The organism is Streptomyces sp. NPDC093064, assembly GCF_044754605.1.
GTDB lineage: Bacteria > Actinomycetota > Actinomycetes > Streptomycetales > Streptomycetaceae > Streptomyces.
Window position 1 is genome coordinate 1 of sequence record NZ_JBIVPK010000045.1, and the last position, 14810, is coordinate 14810.

Consider the following 14810-nt stretch of genomic DNA (forward strand, 5'->3'; position numbering starts at 1 on the left):
GTTGCTGGTGCCGACGCGGGGTGGAGCAGCTCGGTAGCTCGCTGGGCTCATAACCCAGAGGTCGCAGGTTCAAATCCTGTCCCCGCTACCACATGGAAGGGCCCGGTCTCCGGGCCCTTTCGCATGCGCCTGCGGCTTCGGTTTGCCCAACGGGGCCTCCAGCGTCGGCCCTCCTACGCAAGCAGCACCCCGCTCCGCGTGAAGGGCTGGGCACATTGAATTCCTGCTCACCTTCATCCCGTTCGGCGCGATCGTCCTGATCGTCTTCTACGCCATCGAGGGCAAGCCGGAGGCTAACGAGTACGGCCCCAACCCGAAGTGGGGGCCCGGCGCACTGAGCGGACATTAGCGCCGGCGAAGGCCTGTGCAACCAACCACCGACCACTGCGAAGCCTGATCTGGACGAGGGTGGATGGCCAGCGGCAGCCAAACATTCGAGGACGATCCCTTTATCGGTCACCCTGAGTAGTCGATTCTGACTCTTCTTCCTCCTCCATGATGCGGATGCCGTCGTGAGTCAGCGAGACGGTGGCGGGGGTGTTGTGCGATGTCCATTCGACGGTGATCAGTCCTTCGCCGACGAGGAAGGCGCAGGCCGCGGTGAGATCTTCGTCGGGTACGTGGAGCTCGTCGCGGAGTGTCGCTCCACTGACGTCGGGGCGATTGCATTCGACGGCCCCGTACAGAGATCGGAGAACCGCTTTGCGGTAGGCCTTGCGTTCACGGAGTGTCGTCATGGCTGTCGCTCCAGGGCTTTTGGCCGACGGTGCGGGCGATGATGGGGTGGCGGCTTCGTGTTCTCACCGTCCGGTCACACCTCGTCGCTGGGATCGTGTTCCGCGAAGGATGATGCGCTCGAGGTCAGCCAGGACTGTGCGGACTGCGCGGTATGAGCGGTGTCAATGGTGAGGTGGAGACGGGTCGCCCCTCCGCGGCCGGCTGGGTAGCTGCGTTGTTCGGTCGAGGAGAAGCACCAACGCAGTACTTGTGCGACGCGACGGGCGACCTCTGGCGTTGCTGCGATGATGCGCACCTCAGCATGGTCTGGGGAGGGCAAGGGTTCATGATCCATGGCGTACCTCCTGCGGGCGTGTTGAGGGTGCACAAGCGGTCACCGGAGTTCTGGGGCCCGTGTGCCACTACGCCTCCACGCACGCCTCTTCCTGCATGTACGCCCCTTCTTGAAGCGTATGCCCCCGCCTGCCGCCGCTGCTTTTGGACCCGGAACCCCGCTGCTTCACGGCGTGCAGCATGCAGTCGCGTGGCGGGATCACCATCCGCTCGTTGGCGCCGATGGAGGCGCCCATCGCGCGCCGCTGCTCGGCAGCCGGCGCCTGCCCGGCGGCAGGCACCGTGCCAATGACGAAGAAGGACCCGTCGCCCAGCTCAAAGACGGCTGTTGTCGTAGGCGGGGGTGGATGCGAAGTTGCCGCTGAGCAGGTCACGGGCCTAGTCGGGCGCTCGCGCTCCGGCCGCTTCACCAGGATTCGGCCTGCAGGAACAGCGTGATCACCTCCGCGAAGAACCGGATGGAGAACACCAGACACGCAAGCCACAGCCCCCACAGGACACAGCGGACCTCTCGGCGTATGCGCATGAGCGGATCATCCCCCTCGCGTTCCCGGTTCGAAGATTGTGCTCTTGGGTGCGCACGCGGTGATTCGGCCGTCACGCTGAGGCCCCCAGGGCGGCAGCACCAGGTGGAGACTGGTGATCCGCCGAGCGTGACGGTGACTGAATCGGTCTGGAGGGCCCGCACCCGGGCCTAGTGAAGGCAGAGCCCCGAGCGGCGTCATCCTAACGATGCGCCGCTTCCCCCATGTATCCCCCGGAAGGCTCGGCAGAGAGGGAAAGAGCTGATCAGACTGTGCGGAGCTAGCCCGCTGTAAGGCTGCCGAGCTTTCGGCCCGCCCGGGTGTCAGCGCTCGCATCAGCGGAGACGCAGGTCGAGGTCGCGAGGGCCAGACCGGGACACGGTCACGAGCGGGCGCGGCGGAGCCGCACGCCGCGGCGCTGACCTGGACGCCGTACCGCCTCTCGCCCGAGGAGGCGGAGTTCTCCCAAGGTGATGTGGCCTGCAGGCACGTATGTCCGGCCTACCGTCGCATGAACGACTGGGAGGGGTGGTCGCGGCAACTTCTGCGGCCCGGACGGGACAACCCCGAAGGCTGGTCGGAGGTCTGAATCGTCATGCGCATGTACCGGACCGGCGCCCTCCTCGGCGCACTGCTCGTCGCTCTGCTCACCGTTACCGCGTGCGGTTCGCCCCGGGCGGGGAGCGGGGGGAAGGCCCCGGACCGTTCCACGCCGTGGACCGCGCCGAAGGGGCCGGGCGGTTACGGCGGGCTGCTCCTGGGCGCACGCTGGCGGGTCGACTGGGTCACCGTCGACGGGCGCAACATCGACGCACCGCCGAACGCCGGCGCGTGGGTGGAGTTCGGCTACGACAACACGGCCGTGGGCGACTATGGATGCACGCCCTTCAAGGCGTCGGCCACGGTCACCGCAACGACACTCACCGTCGGTGCGGACACGTCGGGGGCGACGCCGGACGACGCGTGCCCGGCGAAGGAACACACCTTCGAGCAGCGGATGCGGAAGATCTTCATCGGCGGCCCCCTGGCGGTGGCCAAGCGGGTCGACGACGTCTCGATGACCCTGAAGAACCAGCGAGGCGACTATGTCGCGCTGCAAATGCTGTGGCCTCAGGGGCTCTACGGGGCACCGTGGCAACTCCAGTATCTGATCGCCGCCGACGCCACCATCGCGATGACGGCCGGCAAAGAGGTCTACTTCGTCTTCCACCCGGATGGCACGGTCACCGGAAAGGGAGGCTGTAACGCCTTCAAGGGCCGGGCCGCCTTCGCAGGCGAGCACGTCACGCTGTACCCGCTCACCCGGACCACGCACCGGACCTGCTCGCGGAAGATCATGTCCGAGGAGGACGACCTGCTCCACCAGGACCCGCGCACGTTCTCGGTCATGTCCGGTTCCGGCGTCAAGTTCGTGGACGAGACCCACGGCCTCAACTACTTCGGCTACCAATTCGTCCGGCTGACCGGCACACCGCCGCGCCCAGGGGCCTAGATTCACAGGAGGCCCGGCTCGCCAACCGGCGGCCCGCACCCGACCCCTGTGCGCCTCTGGGGCATCCGTGGGGAAACCAGGGCTTTTTGCGGCCGAAGACCCTGGTCATGCGCTGCCTGCCGCGCGGTCTGTAAATCTGCCGGCTCAGCCTTCCCAGGTTCGAATCCTGGCGCCGCCACTCTGGGAAGGACCCCCTCTGATCAGCCTATACGGCAGGTCGGAGGGGGTTTTGCGTGTGGGCGCGGGGTCGGTGTCGGTGGTGCCGTGCACACTGGGGCCATGTCCTCGCGTCGCAGACTCTGCCCCGTGTGCCGTCGGGAGATCGCCGTGGTCGCCGGGCGGTTCGCGCGGCACGATCCGCCCGGGACGCGGGCGAGCGGCGGGCTGACCTCCTGCGCCGGATCGCGCCGGATGGCGCAACTCGGCGCCGCGCAGCCGGCGTTGGACGGCTACGCCGTTCCGGAGTGTCCCGGGCAGATGTCTTTGTTCTGAGCGGTCGCCGGTGCCGGAAGATGCTCGGACGTGCTCAGTTGCCCGCCACCGACTTCACCGCGACCGACACCGGTGCCGAGCCGCTGACGAGTTCCAGGGTCAGGCCGGCCGTGGCCGGGGTCTCCACCAGTTCGGCCAGTACGGCGGCCACGTCGTCGCGCGGGATCATGCCGCGGCCGGTGTGGGCCTCCAGGCGCACCTGGCCGGTGCCGGCGTCGTTGGTCAGCGAGCCGGGGCGCAGGATCGTCCAGTCCAGGCCCTCCTGACGGCGGACGTGGTCGTCCGCCTCGCCCTTGGCGCGCAGATAGACGTCGAAGACCTCGTCGCCCTTGTGCGCCGCGTCCGCGCCCATCGAGGACACGACCAGATGGCGGCGCACGCCCGCGTGTACCGCCGCGTCCGCGAACAGCACCGCCGCGCCCTTGTCCACCGTGTCCTTGCGCGCCGCGCCGCTGCCCGGGCCCGCGCCCGCCGCGAACACCGCCGCGTCGGCGCCCCTTAGCAGCTGCGCGACCTCCTCGACGGACGCCGACTCCAGGTCGAGCACGACCGGTTCGGCGCCGGCAGCCCGCAGGTCCTCGCTCTGCTCGGCACGGCGGACGATGCCCGCCACCTCGTCCCCGCGCGCGGCGAGCAGCCGCTCCAGCCGCAGCGCGATCTGACCATGACCACCAGCGATGACAATGCGCATGCTTCCGACCGTACGCCCGGACGGCCGTATCCGCCGCACGACTTCGGCCATGCCCCGGCGCGCGCTGCGCCGTGTCCCGCACGCCCCCGGCGGCGGTGCCGCCGCCCTGCCGCACGGACCGTCAGGACAACTCCCCCCGCCCCTGCCGCGGCAGCCCCAGCTCCACCGTGACGGCGGAGTCGCAGAACTCCCGCACCGCGCTGGTGCGTGCCACCACGCGCCCCCGGTGCACCACGATCCGGCTGTACGCGAGCGACAGCGCCCCCGCGAGCCGGTCGCCGCGCACCGCGAGCAGCTCGGCGGGGAAACCCGCCTCCACCCGTACCTCGGGCAGACCGAGCACCGTGCGGGCGGACGCGCTCACCGCGTCGTAGGCCTCCTCGGGGCGCAGCCCGTGCCGTGAGGCCAGCAGGTACGCGGCCTCCAGCGGGTCGCCGCGCCCCACCGGGTTCGACACGTCCCGCAGGGCGCCGCTGCCCGCGGCCACCCGGACCCCGGCCGCCCGCAGCAGCCGCACCGGCGCCGTCCCGTGTCCCTCGGCGCCGCCGCAGCAGCCCTGCGGGAGGCACACCACCCTCACCCCGGCCGCGGCCAGCTGGTCCGCGGCCCGCTCGGCCGCCCCGGCGGGCAGCCGGGCCAGGCCGCCGCACGGGCCCAGCGTCACTCCCGGGCGCAGCCCGCCCGCCATGGCCGCGATGCGCGCCAGGCGGGCCGGGTCGGCGCCGTCGGTGTGCAGGTCGACGGGGCAGCCGTGTTCGGAGGCGACCTCGAGGACCGCCTCGACGTAGCCCGTCGGGTCGGGGTCCACGTCGGGGCAGCCGCCCACGACGCAGGCGCCCATCTTGAGCGAGTCCCGCAGTATCGCCAGGCCGTCCGCGCCGGCCGCCCCGGTCAGCACGCGCGGCACCGCCACCGTCGTCAGTTCGGTGAGCCCGCGCAGCGACCGCCGGGCCCGCAGGACCGCCGTCAGGACGCCGAGCCCCTGGACGTCGCCCACGCGTACGTGTGCGCGCACGGTCGTCGCGCCGTGGCCCAGTTGCAGCAGCGCGGCCTCGGTGGTGCGGCGCTGGACGTCCTCCGGCTCGTACGACACCGGTCCGCCGCTGTCGCCGGTCAGGGCCGTGTCGGCGTGGGCGTGGGGCTCGGCCGGGGCCGGCAGGAGCAGGTAGCCGCTGAGGTCGACGCGCGGCGCGCCGCCCAGCGGGCCGCCCGCGCCGAGGCTGCCGGCGGTGCCGACCGCCTCGATGCGCTCACCGGCCAGCCGTACGTCCACGGTCCGCCCGTCCGTCAGCCGGGCCCCGCACAGCAGCAGCCCGTCCGGGTCCGTCCGTCCGGACGAGCCAGGCGAGGAGGACGAGGAGGGTGGCGACTGTCCGGGGGGCATCGCACTCCAGGTACGCAGAGCGACAAAGGGTTCGGGACACGTTCGGGGCGCGGACCGGGAGGCCGCGCGGGCCACGCAAGATCACGCAGAGTGAGTCGAGCCTAGGGTGGCCGCCGGGCCGGACGAGGGAGGAGCGCAATAGTCGTACCGGTGTGGCCGCGGGACCGGGGACGGTGCCGGGAAACGGATTTGGGTGAACGGCCGCAGAGCGTGTAATGTCTTCCTCGCTCGCCCCAATAGCTCAGTCGGCAGAGCGTCTCCATGGTAAGGAGAAGGTCAACGGTTCGATTCCGTTTTGGGGCTCTGGTGTGAGAGGTACCCGCCGCAAGGCGGGGCCCGATCGCATCGCAGCGGTGTAGCTCAGTCGGTAGAGCAAGCGGCTCATAATCGCTGTGTCACCGGTTCAAGTCCGGTCACCGCTACTCACAGTAGCCGATTGCGGGGTCGGTCCTTCGATCGGCTACTCTTTCTTGCGTTGAAATAGCCTACCCGTTCGTCAAGGAGCACTCACGTGGCTGCCACCGACGTCCGCCCGAAGATCACGCTGGCCTGCGTGGAGTGCAAGGAGCGGAACTACATCACCAAGAAGAACCGGCGGAACAACCCCGACCGGCTCGAGATGAAGAAGCACTGCCCGCGTTGCAACGCGCACACTGCGCACCGCGAGACGCGCTGATCAAAACTCAGACATGAGGCCGCCCCCGCACCACGGGGGCGGCCTCATGTTGTTTCATGTGCGAAAGCCCAGCGGGAGCCCGGTGAAAGCCGGGCCGCACGCCGGGCTACGTAAAACCCCAGCGACACCAGGAGGTGCCGAGCCATGGCGCTCGACCAGTCCTTCGTGGGGCGGTCCTACCCGCCCACCGACCCCTACGAGGTGGGCCGGGAGAAGATCCGCGAGTTCGCGGAGGCAGTGGGCGACGCCAACCCGGCGTACACGGACCCGGAAGCCGCCAAGGAACTCGGCCACCCCGATGTGATCGCCCCGCCGACCTTCGTCTTCGCGATCACCTTCAAGGCCGCCGGACAGGTCGTCCAGGACCCGCAGCTCGGCCTGGACTACAGCCGCGTGGTGCACGGCGACCAGAAGTTCGCCTACACCCGGCCCGTGCGCGCCGGCGACCGGCTCACCGTCACCTCCACCATCGAGTCGATCAAGTCCCTGGCCGGCAACGACGTCCTGGACATCCGCGGCGAGGTGCACGACGAGGTGGGCGAGCACGTCGTGACCGCCTGGACCAAGCTCGTGGCCCGCGCGGCCGAGGAGGCGTGAGGAAACCGATGACGGCGAAGATCGCCTATGACGACGTCGAGGTCGGCACCGAGCTGACGGCGCAGACCTTCCCTGTGACCCGGGCCACCCTCGTCCAGTACGCGGGCGCCTCCGGGGACTTCAACCCCATCCACTGGAACGAGAAGTTCGCCAAGGAGGTCGGGCTTCCGGACGTGATCGCGCACGGCATGTTCACCATGGCCGAGGCGATCCGCGTGGTCACCGACTGGACGGGCGACCCCGGCGCCGTCGTCGAGTACGGCGTCCGCTTCACCAAGCCCGTCGTCGTCCCGAACGACGACGAGGGGGCCCTGATCGAGGTCTCCGGCAAGGTCGCGGCCAAGCTCGACGACAACACCGTGCGGGTCGACCTGACCGCCATGAGCAACGGGCAGAAGGTCCTCGGGATGTCCCGGGCCGTCGTACGCCTGGCCTGACGGCCACCGCGGTCCCGCACTCGCCGAGGTGCGGGACCGTCAGCGGGGTCTCGTAGTCTTGGGCGCGTGCAGGAACTCCACGACGCGCCCCTCGCCCCGCTGACCACCTTCCGGCTGGGCGGCCCCGCGACCCGGCTGATCACCGCGACCACCGACGCCGAGGTGATCGACGCCGTCCGCGAGGCCGACGCCCACGGCACACCGCTGCTGGTCATCGGCGGCGGCTCCAACCTGGTCATCGGCGACAAGGGCTTCGACGGCACCGCACTGCGCATCGCCACCCGCGGCTTCGAACTCAGCGGTACGACGCTGGAACTGGCCGCCGGAGAGGTGTGGACGGACGCGGTCGCGCGCACCGTCGAGGCCGGGCTCGCCGGCGTCGAGTGCCTGTCCGGCATCCCCGGCTCCGCGGGCGCCACCCCGATCCAGAACGTGGGCGCGTACGGCCAGGAGGTGTCCTCGACGATCACCGAGGTCGTCGCCTACGACCGCCGGGCGGGCTGCACGGTGACCCTGGCCAACGAAGAGTGCGTGTTCTCCTACCGGCACAGCCGCTTCAAGGCCGACCCCGAGCGGTACGTCGTCCTGCGCGTCCGCTTCGGGCTGGAGGACGCGGACGGGCTGTCGGCGCCGGTCAAGTACGCCGAGACCGCCCGCGTCCTCGGTGTGGAGGCGGGCGACCGGGTACCGCTCGCCACCGCCCGCGAGACCGTGCTGAAGCTGCGGGCCGGGAAGGGCATGGTGCTGGACCCCGAGGACCACGACACCTGGTCCGCCGGCTCCTTCTTCACCAACCCGATCCTCACGAACGCCGACTTCGCCGTGTTCCGCACGCGTGTGCGGGAGCGGCTCGGCGACGGCGTCGAGCCCCCCGCCTATCCGGCGGGGCAGGGGCACACCAAGACCTCCGCGGCCTGGCTGATCGACAAGGCGGGCTTCACCAAGGGCTACGGCACCGGACCGGCCCGCATCTCCACCAAGCACACCCTCGCCCTCACCAACCGCGGCTCCGCGACCACGGAGGACCTGCTCGCGCTGGCCCGCGAGGTGGTGGCCGGGGTCCGCGAGGCCTTCGGTATCACCCTGGTCAACGAGCCGGTGACGGTCGGCGTGAGCCTGTAGCCACAGGGCAGGTGGGGAGGGGAAGACCATGCGGGAACGACGTGCAATAGCGGCTGTGGCCGCCGCCGTCCTGGCGGGCGTGCTCGTCACGGGATGCGGCAAGGGCGCCGCACCGACCGGAGGCGGGGAGCCGGAAGCGGTGGCGTCGTACACAAGCGCGGGGGAGATCGACGAGACGCTCGCGCCGGACGGCACCACCGTTCGCGTGGGATCCCCCGGCGCGCGGACCGTCGTCCACCTGTACGAGGACCTGCGCTGCCCGGTCTGTGCGGAGTTCGAGACCCAGGGCGGCGGCGAGGGCCTGCGCGAGCTGATCCTGTCCGGCGAGGTGAGGACCGAGTACACGCTGGCCTCGTTCCTCGACGACAGGCTCGGCGGCGAGGGCTCCAAGAAGGCCGCCAACGCCCTGCGTGCCGCCCTGGACGCGGGCAGGTTCGCCGAGTACCACGAGGTGCTCTTCGCGCACCAGCCCGAGGAGAAGGTCGACGGCTACACCGACGCATTCCTGCTGGACATGGCCTCCAAGGTGCCGGGCCTGCGCGGCGAGGAGTTCGACGCTGCGGTCAAAGGCATGAAGCACCGCGACTTCGTGACCGCCTCCGAGAAGGCCTTCGACACGTCGGGGGTGACCGGCACGCCCACCATGAAGGTGGACGGCAGGACCGTCAGCGGGTCCCTGGCCGGCGGCATCTTCGACAAGGAGACGCTGCCCATGGTGATCGGCGCCCTCGCCCGGTCCTGACTGGCGAGCCCTCCGCGCCCGTCGATCAGTTCGCCAGCCAGTCGTCGACCCCCGACAGCAGCTTCGCGCGCACGTCTTCGGGGGCCGCAGACGCGCGGATCGACTGGCGGGCCAGTTCCGCCAGTTCGGCGTCCGTGAAGGAGTGGTGGCGGCGGGCGATCTCGTACTGCGCCGCCAGCCGGGAGCCGAAGAGCAGCGGGTCGTCGGCGCCCAGGGCCATCGGGACGCCCGCCTCGTACAGCCGGCGCAGGGGGACGTCCTCGGGCTTGTCGTACACGCCGAGGGCCACGTTCGAGGCCGGGCACACCTCGCAGGTCACGCCCCGGTCGGCCAGACGGCTCAGCAGCCGCGGGTCCTCGGCCGCGCGCACCCCGTGCCCCACCCGGTGGGCCCGGAGGTCGTCCAGACAGTCGCGGACCGAGGCGGGGCCGGTCAGCTCGCCGCCGTGCGGGGCCGCGAACAGGCCGCCGTCCCGGGCGATCGCGAAGGCCCGGTCGAAGTCCCGGGCCATGCCCCGGCGTTCGTCGTTCGACAGGCCGAAGCCGACCACGCCGCGGTCCCGGTAGCGCACGGCGAGGCGGGCCAGGGTGCGGGCGTCCAGGGGGTGCTTCATACGGTTCGCGGCGACCAGGACCCGCATCCCGAGGCCCGTCTCGCGCGACGCCGTCTCCACCGCGTTCAGGATGATCTCCAGCGCCGGGATCAGCCCGCCCAGGCGTGGTGCGTACGAGGTCGGGTCGACCTGGATCTCCAGCCAGCCCGAGCCGTCCCTGACGTCCTCCTCGGCGGCCTCCCGCACCAGCCGCCGGATGTCCTCCGGCTCCCGCAGGCAGGAGCGCGCCGCGTCGTACAGCCGCTGGAAGCGGAACCAGCCCCGCTCGTCCGTCGCACGCAGCCGCGGCGGCTCCCCGCTGACCAGGGCCGCCGTCAGCGCGTCGGGCAGCCGTACGCCGTGCTTGTCGGCCAGTTCCAGCAGGGTGGTGGGCCGCATCGACCCGGTGAAGTGCAGGTGCAGATGGGCTTTCGGCAGCTCAGAGAGATCACGTACACGCTCCATTCCTGGATGGTGCCGCACGTTCCCCGTGCCCCGGTAGTCGTTTCCCCATTCGTGGTCTTGCTCGCACAAACGAAGGGGCGCTCGCGGACTACTCACGTGAGTGGTCCGCGAGCGCCCGCAAGCGGAAGCGGAACTCAGTCCCGCGCCTCCGCCAGCAGCTTCTGGATCCGGCTGACGCCCTCCACCAGGTCCTCGTCACCGAGGGCGTAGGACAGGCGCAGGTAGCCCGGCGTGCCGAAGGCCTCGCCCGGGACGACCGCGACCTCGGTCTCCTCCAGGATCAGCGCGGCCAGGTCCACCGAGTTCTGCGGGCGCTTGCCGCGGATCTCCTTGCCGATCAGCGCCTTCACCGACGGGTAGGCGTAGAAGGCGCCCTCCGGCTCCGGGCAGAGCACGCCGTCGATCTCGTTGAGCATTCGCACGATGGTCTTCCGACGCCGGTCGAAGGCCTCGCGCATCTTCGCGACCGCCTCCAGGTCGCCGGAGACGGCGGCGAGGGCCGCGACCTGGGAGACATTCGACACGTTCGACGTGGCGTGCGACTGGAGGTTGGTCGCGGCCTTGACCACGTCCTTCGGGCCGATGACCCAACCCACGCGCCAGCCGGTCATGGCGTACGTCTTCGCCACGCCGTTGACGACGACGCACTTGTCGCGCAGCTCGGGCAGGAGCGCCGGCAGGGACACCGAGACGGCGTCGCCGTAGACCAGGTGCTCGTAGATCTCGTCGGTCAGCACCCACAGGCCGTGCTCGAGGGCCCAGCGGCCGATCGCCTCGGTCTCGGCCTCGGAGTAGACCGCGCCGGTCGGGTTGGACGGGGAGACGAAGAGGACGACCTTGGTCTTCTCCGTGCGGGCGGCCTCCAGCTGCTCGACCGACACGCGGTAGCCGGTGGTCTCGTCCGCGACGACCTCGACCGGGACACCGCCGGCCAGGCGGATCGACTCCGGGTACGTCGTCCAGTACGGCGCCGGCACGATGACCTCGTCACCCGGGTCGAGGATCGCGGCGAACGCCTCGTAGATGGCCTGCTTGCCGCCGTTGGTGACCAGGATCTGCGAGACGTCCGGCTCCCAGCCGGAGTCGCGCAGCGTCTTCGCGGCGATCGCGGCCTTCAGCTCGGGCAGGCCGCCGGCCGGCGTGTAGCGGTGGTACTTGGGGTTCCGGCAGGCCTCGACGGCGGCCTCGACGATGTAGTCCGGGGTCGGGAAGTCCGGCTCGCCGGCGCCGAAGCCGATCACGGGACGCCCGGCGGCCTTGAGGGCCTTGGCCTTGGCGTCCACGGCGAGGGTGGCGGACTCGGAGATCGCGCCGATGCGGGCGGAGACCCGGCGCTCGGTGGGAGGGGTTGCAGCGCTCATACCGTCCATCGTTTCAGACCGGAAACGCCCGGGGCACGCGGGTTTCACAGGATGAACAAGGCCGGTCGAACCTCCGGACATGCGTCCGGATCCCGTCTCCTGCCAGGCGATCTTCCAGCAACCGGAGCCGGTTGGGCACTTTCTGTTCGACGACCGGCGCCGGAACACGTACACTCTCACCTCGTTGGCCTTCAGCAACCGCTGTCGCACCTGGTGCACACCGAGCACCCGGTCGTATGCGGTACGTTGGGGGGCACACAAAGGGTCGTAGCTCAATTGGTAGAGCACTGGTCTCCAAAACCAGCGGTTGGGGGTTCGAGTCCCTCCGGCCCTGCTACACACACCATCGCCAGGATGTGTGCGCATGTACGTACAGCTTTGCACCGCCGTGCGGCTCGACCGGGCGCGGCACGGCCACGACCCGGAATCAGGTGAGGACGAATGACGGACGCCGTGGGCTCCCTCGACACGCCTGATGCCCAGGACGAGGTGACGGAATCCAAGAAGGCCCGCAAGGGTGGCAAGCGTGGCAAGAAGGGCCCGCTCAAGCGCCTCGCTGTCTTCTACCGTCAGATCATCGCGGAACTCCGCAAGGTCGTCTGGCCGACCCGCAATCAGCTGACGACGTACACCACCGTGGTGATTGTCTTCGTCGTCATCATGATCGGCCTGGTGACCGTGATTGACTATGGGCTCAGCCACGCGGCCAAGTACGTCTTCGGCTGAGCCAAGAGCGAAGGGCGCCGCGGTTACCGGCGCCCCTTTTCGCATGTTCCACCCCTATGTATCCAGGAAGAAGCAGCCACCGTGTCTGACCCGAACCTGAACGACGCCATCGAGCCGACCGAGTCCGTGGATGACGAGCTCGCCATCGTCGAGGGTGCGGACGAGGTCGACGAGGCCGAGGCTGCCGAGGCCGCCGCGGGCGAGCCGGCCGAGGAGGCCGCCGTCCACGTCGTGGACGAGGCGCCGGGGGGTGAGGCCGAGGAGGAGGAGCCGGAGGCCGAGGTCGACCCGGTCACCAAGCTCCGCGAGGAACTGCGCACGCTGCCCGGCGAGTGGTACGTCATCCACACCTACGCCGGCTACGAGAAGCGCGTGAAGGCGAACCTGGAGCAGCGTGCCGTCTCGCTGAACGTCGAGGACTTCATCTACCAGGCCGAGGTGCCCGAGGAAGAGATCGTCCAGATCAAGAACGGCGAGCGCAAGACCGTCCGGCAGAACAAGCTGCCCGGCTACGTTCTCGTCCGCATGGACCTGACGAACGAGTCCTGGGGCGTCGTCCGCAACACCCCGGGCGTCACCGGGTTCGTGGGCAACGCCTACGACCCGTACCCGCTGTCCCTGGACGAGATCGTGAAGATGCTCGCCCCCGAGGCTGAGGAGAAGGCCGCCCGCGAGGCCGCCGAGGCCGAGGGCAAGCCGGCCCCGCAGCGCAAGGTCGAGGTCCAGGTGCTGGACTTCGAGGTCGGCGACTCGGTCACCGTCACCGACGGCCCGTTCGCCACGCTCCAGGCCACGATCAACGAGATCAACCCGGACTCCAAGAAGGTCAAGGGCCTCGTCGAGATCTTCGGCCGCGAGACCCCGGTCGAGCTGAGCTTCGACCAGATCCAGAAGAACTAGTTCACCGCGGTTCTTTCTGGACGTACCGCTTCCGCGCAGGTCAGGCGATCGCTCGAGCGATCGCCTGACCTGCCCGGTTTTCAGCCGCGCAGCCATACCCGTTATCGTTGTGCGGTATGCCTGCGTCCGGGTGGTACCCGAGCGCCGGCAGGACCCGAATCGAAAGGACCCGGAGAGCAATGCCTCCCAAGAAGAAGAAGGTCACGGGGCTCATCAAGCTCCAGATCCAGGCCGGCGCCGCCAACCCGGCTCCGCCGGTCGGCCCGGCGCTGGGTCAGCACGGCGTCAACATCATGGAGTTCTGCAAGGCCTACAACGCCGCGACCGAGTCGCAGCGCGGTTGGGTCATCCCGGTGGAGATCACGGTCTACGAGGACCGTTCCTTCACCTTCATCACCAAGACCCCGCCGGCCGCCAAGATGATCCTCAAGGCCGCGGGCGTGGAGAAGGGCTCCGGCGAGCCGCACAAGACCAAGGTCGCCAAGATCACCCAGGCGCAGGTCCGCGAGATCGCCCAGACCAAGCTGCCCGACCTCAACGCCAACGACCTGGACGCCGCCGCGAAGATCATCGCCGGCACCGCGCGTTCCATGGGCGTCACGGTCGAGGGCTGAACCCCACCTTCGTAGCATCATGCGGCTGATGGCCGCACGTGGCAGGGCCCGCTCGGCCCGTACCACGACTCCTTTCAGAACACACAGGAGCAGTTGTGAGCAAGCGCAGCAAGGCTCTCCGCGCTGCGGACGCCAAGATCGACCGGGAGAAGCAGTACGCCCCGCTCGAGGCCGTCCGTCTCGCCAAGGAGACCTCCACGACCAAGTTCGACGGCACCGTCGAGGTCGCCTTCCGTCTGGGTGTCGACCCGCGCAAGGCCGACCAGATGGTCCGTGGCACCGTGAACCTTCCGCACGGCACCGGTAAGACCGCCCGGGTCCTGGTCTTCGCGACCGGTGACCGTGCCGAGGCCGCACGTGCCGCCGGCGCCGACATCGTCGGCGCGGACGAGCTGATCGACGAGGTGTCGAAGGGCCGTCTGGACTTCGACTCCGTCGTCGCCACCCCGGACCTCATGGGCAAGGTCGGCCGCCTCGGCCGCGTCCTCGGCCCGCGTGGTCTGATGCCGAACCCGAAGACCGGCACCGTCACCCCCGACGTGGCCAAGGCCGTCACCGAGATCAAGGGCGGCAAGATCGAGTTCCGCGTCGACAAGCACTCGAACCTGCACTTCATCATCGGCAAGACGTCGTTCGACGACAGCAAGCTGGTGGAGAACTACGGCGCGGCGCTGGAGGAGATCCTCCGTCTGAAGCCGTCCGCCGCCAAGGGTCGCTACATCAAGAAGGCCGCCATCACCACCACGATGGGCCCCGGCATTCCGCTCGACCCGAACCGCACCCGCAACCTCCTCGTCGAGGAGGACCCGGCCGCGGTCTGAGCCGGTCCGGGCCGGTCTGCGCCGGTCTGAGCCCCACGGCTCGCACAGCGGAAGGACGAGTCCCGCAACCTTTTCGGATGCGGGGCTCGTCCCTTTTCCGTGG

16 protein-coding genes and 4 tRNA genes are annotated in these 14810 nt (G+C 69.9%); 15 read left to right on the forward strand and 5 right to left on the reverse strand.

The features are described 5' to 3' along the window. Positions 1 to 14 precede the first annotated feature (14 nt). Positions 15 to 91, forward strand: a tRNA-Met gene (locus ACIQFZ_RS34120). 358 nt (positions 92 to 449) lie between these two features. Here the strand turns inward: ACIQFZ_RS34120 and ACIQFZ_RS34125 are convergent. Next, positions 450 to 737 carry a hypothetical protein gene (locus ACIQFZ_RS34125; protein WP_365437888.1) on the reverse strand — a complete coding sequence of 96 codons (288 nt, stop codon included), beginning with the start codon at positions 735 to 737 and terminating at the stop codon, positions 450 to 452. A gap of 1453 nt (positions 738 to 2190) precedes the next feature. On the opposite strand from ACIQFZ_RS34125, the gene ACIQFZ_RS34130 reads away from it, so the two are divergent. Together ACIQFZ_RS34130 and ACIQFZ_RS34135 are read left to right on the forward strand one after the other, a co-directional pair. Further along, the gene (locus ACIQFZ_RS34130) at positions 2191 to 3087 is read left to right on the forward strand and encodes an META domain-containing protein (protein WP_383059645.1); all 897 of its coding nucleotides are present in this window, start codon (positions 2191 to 2193) and stop codon (positions 3085 to 3087) included. A gap of 279 nt (positions 3088 to 3366) precedes the next feature. Further along, entirely contained in the window at positions 3367 to 3579 is a 213-nt protein-coding gene (locus ACIQFZ_RS34135) for a hypothetical protein (RefSeq protein ID WP_383059646.1), read from the forward strand. 34 nt (positions 3580 to 3613) lie between these two features. Here the strand turns inward: ACIQFZ_RS34135 and ACIQFZ_RS34140 are convergent, their stop codons facing one another. Both ACIQFZ_RS34140 and ACIQFZ_RS34145 read right to left on the reverse strand, forming a co-directional pair. Beyond that, the gene (locus tag ACIQFZ_RS34140; protein WP_365431119.1) at positions 3614 to 4270 is read right to left on the reverse strand and encodes an SDR family oxidoreductase; all 657 of its coding nucleotides are present in this window, start codon (positions 4268 to 4270) and stop codon (positions 3614 to 3616) included. A gap of 121 nt (positions 4271 to 4391) precedes the next feature. Then, complete coding sequence (locus tag ACIQFZ_RS34145; protein WP_402693038.1) at positions 4392 to 5654, reverse strand: amidohydrolase family protein; 1263 nt, start codon at positions 5652 to 5654, stop codon at positions 4392 to 4394. Between the two features lie 230 nt (positions 5655 to 5884). Here ACIQFZ_RS34145 and ACIQFZ_RS34150 point away from each other — a divergent pair. The 7 genes from ACIQFZ_RS34150 (at position 5885) to ACIQFZ_RS34180 (ending at position 9228) form a co-directional block, all read left to right on the forward strand. Next, a tRNA-Thr gene (locus ACIQFZ_RS34150) sits at positions 5885 to 5957 on the forward strand. 46 nt (positions 5958 to 6003) lie between these two features. Further along, a tRNA-Met gene (locus ACIQFZ_RS34155) sits at positions 6004 to 6076 on the forward strand. Positions 6077 to 6165: 89 nt separating this feature from the next. Continuing rightward, entirely contained in the window at positions 6166 to 6330 is a 165-nt protein-coding gene (gene rpmG, locus ACIQFZ_RS34160; RefSeq protein WP_003948671.1) for a 50S ribosomal protein L33, read from the forward strand. Between the two features lie 144 nt (positions 6331 to 6474). Then, positions 6475 to 6927, forward strand: coding sequence for a MaoC family dehydratase N-terminal domain-containing protein (locus tag ACIQFZ_RS34165; protein ID WP_361427345.1), 453 nt, complete (start codon positions 6475 to 6477; stop codon positions 6925 to 6927). 8 nt (positions 6928 to 6935) lie between these two features. Continuing rightward, on the forward strand, positions 6936 to 7364 hold the full coding sequence (locus ACIQFZ_RS34170; protein ID WP_365431114.1) for a MaoC family dehydratase: 429 nt from the start codon (positions 6936 to 6938) through the stop codon (positions 7362 to 7364). Between the two features lie 66 nt (positions 7365 to 7430). Further along, the gene (locus tag ACIQFZ_RS34175) at positions 7431 to 8486 is read left to right on the forward strand and encodes a UDP-N-acetylmuramate dehydrogenase (protein WP_402693039.1); all 1056 of its coding nucleotides are present in this window, start codon (positions 7431 to 7433) and stop codon (positions 8484 to 8486) included. Between the two features lie 55 nt (positions 8487 to 8541). Further along, the gene (locus tag ACIQFZ_RS34180; protein ID WP_402693040.1) at positions 8542 to 9228 is read left to right on the forward strand and encodes a DsbA family protein; all 687 of its coding nucleotides are present in this window, start codon (positions 8542 to 8544) and stop codon (positions 9226 to 9228) included. Positions 9229 to 9253: 25 nt separating this feature from the next. Here ACIQFZ_RS34180 and ACIQFZ_RS34185 read toward each other — a convergent pair whose 3' ends face one another. Both ACIQFZ_RS34185 and ACIQFZ_RS34190 read right to left on the reverse strand, forming a co-directional pair. Beyond that, complete coding sequence (locus ACIQFZ_RS34185) at positions 9254 to 10285, reverse strand: adenosine deaminase (protein WP_365431108.1); 1032 nt, start codon at positions 10283 to 10285, stop codon at positions 9254 to 9256. 134 nt (positions 10286 to 10419) lie between these two features. After that, on the reverse strand, positions 10420 to 11646 hold the full coding sequence (locus tag ACIQFZ_RS34190; RefSeq protein WP_402693041.1) for a pyridoxal phosphate-dependent aminotransferase: 1227 nt from the start codon (positions 11644 to 11646) through the stop codon (positions 10420 to 10422). A gap of 261 nt (positions 11647 to 11907) precedes the next feature. Between ACIQFZ_RS34190 and ACIQFZ_RS34195 the strand changes: the two genes are divergently transcribed. From ACIQFZ_RS34195 to rplA, 5 genes are all read left to right on the forward strand, one after another. After that, positions 11908 to 11980 (forward strand) — tRNA-Trp (locus ACIQFZ_RS34195). A 107-nt stretch (positions 11981 to 12087) separates the two neighbouring features. Continuing rightward, complete coding sequence (gene secE / locus ACIQFZ_RS34200; protein WP_365436724.1) at positions 12088 to 12372, forward strand: preprotein translocase subunit SecE; 285 nt, start codon at positions 12088 to 12090, stop codon at positions 12370 to 12372. Between the two features lie 81 nt (positions 12373 to 12453). Continuing rightward, on the forward strand, positions 12454 to 13272 hold the full coding sequence (nusG, locus tag ACIQFZ_RS34205; protein ID WP_365436727.1) for a transcription termination/antitermination protein NusG: 819 nt from the start codon (positions 12454 to 12456) through the stop codon (positions 13270 to 13272). Between the two features lie 179 nt (positions 13273 to 13451). Continuing rightward, positions 13452 to 13886 carry a 50S ribosomal protein L11 gene (gene rplK / locus ACIQFZ_RS34210; RefSeq protein ID WP_043442978.1) on the forward strand — a complete coding sequence of 145 codons (435 nt, stop codon included), beginning with the start codon at positions 13452 to 13454 and terminating at the stop codon, positions 13884 to 13886. Between the two features lie 95 nt (positions 13887 to 13981). Beyond that, positions 13982 to 14707, forward strand: coding sequence for a 50S ribosomal protein L1 (gene rplA, locus ACIQFZ_RS34215; RefSeq protein ID WP_365431733.1), 726 nt, complete (start codon positions 13982 to 13984; stop codon positions 14705 to 14707). Positions 14708 to 14810 lie beyond the last annotated feature (103 nt).